Annotated in this window: 2 protein-coding genes; one reads left to right on the top strand and one right to left on the bottom strand. The window is 47.3% G+C overall.

Features of this window, described 5'->3' with window-relative positions; all coding sequences use genetic code 11:
- The coding region (locus NZ772_16940) for a response regulator (GenBank protein MCS6815242.1) at positions 1–1117 on the bottom strand (1117 nt) is incomplete at its 3' end.
- A gap of 836 nt (positions 1118–1953) precedes the next feature.
- Between NZ772_16940 and NZ772_16945 the strand changes: the two genes are divergently transcribed.
- Positions 1954–2505: a ferritin-like domain-containing protein gene (locus NZ772_16945; GenBank protein ID MCS6815243.1), complete on the top strand. Its 552-nt coding sequence runs from the start codon at positions 1954–1956 to the stop codon at positions 2503–2505.
- Positions 2506–2704: the final 199 nt, after the last annotated feature.

Consider the following 2704-nt stretch of genomic DNA (forward strand, 5'->3'; position numbering starts at 1 on the left):
TGGGAACAACCCGTATACAGCGTCCTGAGGCATCTTGCACCAACACCACATCAGTCATGGCGTTGAACAGTGCTCGCATCTCTGCTTCCACCTGCTTCTGGGCTAATAACGTACCAAGTTGTGCAGCTACGGCTGAGACTAATTGCAACAGATAACTATCTTGGGGGTAGGCATTACTGCTGAAAAAACAGAGTACGGCCAACACACGTTGTGTACTTCTCACCAAGTTAGGGCTGCTCGTAGGCAACAGAATAGGCACTGCTAATGCAGCTCGGAATCCGCACATTTGGGCTAGGTCATCCCGCAAAAACAGGCTTCTGGAGCCAACCGTCATATCGTTAATGAACTCGCTATGTTGCCCTTGCCACACCCGCCCAGGCATCCCTTCATGGGGTGCAAAGGTTAGAGCTTCGCTAAACCGACGAAACTCATTGATTGCTGCAGCCAAGGTAGCATCAATATCCAATTGCCTCCGGTACCAACTAGGGTTACACTCCAACACCAAGCCATCTACGCTCTCTACCCAGGCTTCACCATAGTCCCAGCCAGTAGCACTTCCTAGGAGTTGCAAGGCCGCTTCTAGAGCTGCATCAAAACTCTCAGCTTTACTAATTGCTTGGGTTAAGTTCAACAGGAGTTCTAGACGGTTTTCGATTGCTTGATGCTGACGCAGAGCGTGATCGCGTTGCACAATCTCCTGTTGCAGTTGTCTCACAGTTTGGCAACGAACCGCATGGACATCGAGACGAGCAGCGATTTCTTCTAAGGCAGTCGATCGCCTAGCAATGTAATCAACAGCCCCAACAGCAAACGCCTGCAACCTTAGGGCAGGATCATCACCCTCACCCACAATCAAGATTGGAATTGCACGTGTAGTTTTATCAGCCTGTAGGCGATCGCAGACATCATACCCATCAGCACTACCAGCAGAAACGCTCAACAAAATAACATCTGGAGCTAACGCTTGCACTGTATGAGAAGCAATACCATAATCACTGGTTACAGCCACACCATAGCCCCAATCCGCCAGCATAGCCGTCAGCAGATGAAGAGTATCAACTGGTTTCCCCACGATCAAAATCCGTCGATCAACGGCTTCCCCAAGGCTGTGTTCCATTGCGCTAGATGTAATTGCTCATTGCATTCATGCGCCCGTATATTTAATGTGCATTTTGAATCACGGGCTTCTACAACTATCTTGATGCAACTCTAGCCCTATCTGCACTAGTCCCCTTCAATCATACTTGAAAGCTACCTAGGGATTTATTCTGACGAAAAGGGGTTTATCAGGGTAGTCACAAAGCTCTTGTACAAGTTTGAGAATGAATACTGGGGCATGAATATTGAATACTTGCCCAAATCTGAACCGTTAACGCCTATTAGGCCTAGTTAGGCATAATTGGTAACCTGCCTACAATCTTAGGTGTCAAGGACAGTTAAGAAGAACTAACGTGAACCAATACCAATTCTCTAAAAGCCAGCGACATAGCCTATTAGTTCATAGTCAGAACTTAAGTCATAACTACAAGCTATTCGTAGTCACAGTATAGAGAGGTAGCATAACTGAGCGAGTTATCACTATTAATAATTGCAAATCTATGGCATCTAGCCTGTTGTCAGGGATAAGCCTATTGCCATATACTTGCAATAAGAGATATGGTGCATGATCGAACTTGGCCCTAACCCAGGATGATAGCTAATGCTGTTAGTCGACGTTTTCAGTGGGGGCATTCCAATCTGTAGTATGCACGGTGCTGCTACTCAGCGTGGCTACGGCATAGCTACCTAGTGGTGGTTCACATACAATAATGTGTGTGAATACTTTTGGATACTCGCAGATATTGTTATGCAGAGGCTCTGTTTGGCTTCTGTATGGCTCTTTACCAGAGTGACAGCGTTTGATAGGCGACACGTCTGTCGAGTGAATCGTTTTAGTTTTTGAGGAGACATGTGATGACAATAGCGCAAGCACCTACCCAGGTATGGGGTGAGATTCACCCGAATGTTATCGGTTTAGACCTGTCAGTGACTACTCCAGTCTGTGAGGGCATGAATGTTGCACTGGCAAGTTTTCAAGCTCTTTACCTGCAATACCAAAAGCACCACTTTGTGGCTAAGGGCAGTGAGTTTTACATGCTGCATCAATGGTTTCAGGACTCGATGGATGCTGTCCGGGGGCATGTTCATGCCATAGGTGAGCGTCTAGACGGGCTAGGGGGTGTGCCTGTTGCAGGGTTTGCCAAGTTGGCTGAACTTTGCTGCTTCGAGCCAGAGCCAGATGGCATTTTCACAGTACGACAAATGCTAGAGCATGACTTGGCAGCAGAGCAAGCCATTGTTACCCTTCTACGGCAACTGGCATCCCAAGCCGAGAGCTTAGGCGATCGGGCAACTCGCTACCTCTACGAGGGCATTTTGCTGGCCACAGAGGAACGAGCTTATCACAACAATCACTTCCTAGAGGCAGATAGCTTAACCTTGGGCCTAAACGGCGCTAGGGCATAGAGCTTTCTCGTCAGAACACCGACCCAGTTTAACTGATATTACTTGGGGCAGGCTAACTCCCTGCTCCAGAGAGGTTTTGTGTCTATTTACACCCTTATTCTTTAGTCTACTGCTGGTGTTTCTACTGTCGATGGTTATGGTTTCTAACTATTTTCTACAACGATAGTCGATAGTATGGGTATTGATCTGGATCAACCGT

The organism is Cyanobacteriota bacterium (assembly GCA_025054735.1).
Taxonomy (GTDB): Bacteria; Cyanobacteriota; Cyanobacteriia; order SKYG9; family SKYG9; genus SKYG9.

Bases quoted from the DNA above. Each gene is read 5' to 3' on its own strand.
- NZ772_16945 (MCS6815243.1), top strand. From the start codon at position 1,954: ATGACAATAGCGCAAGCACCTACCCAGGTATGGGGTGAGATTCACCCG.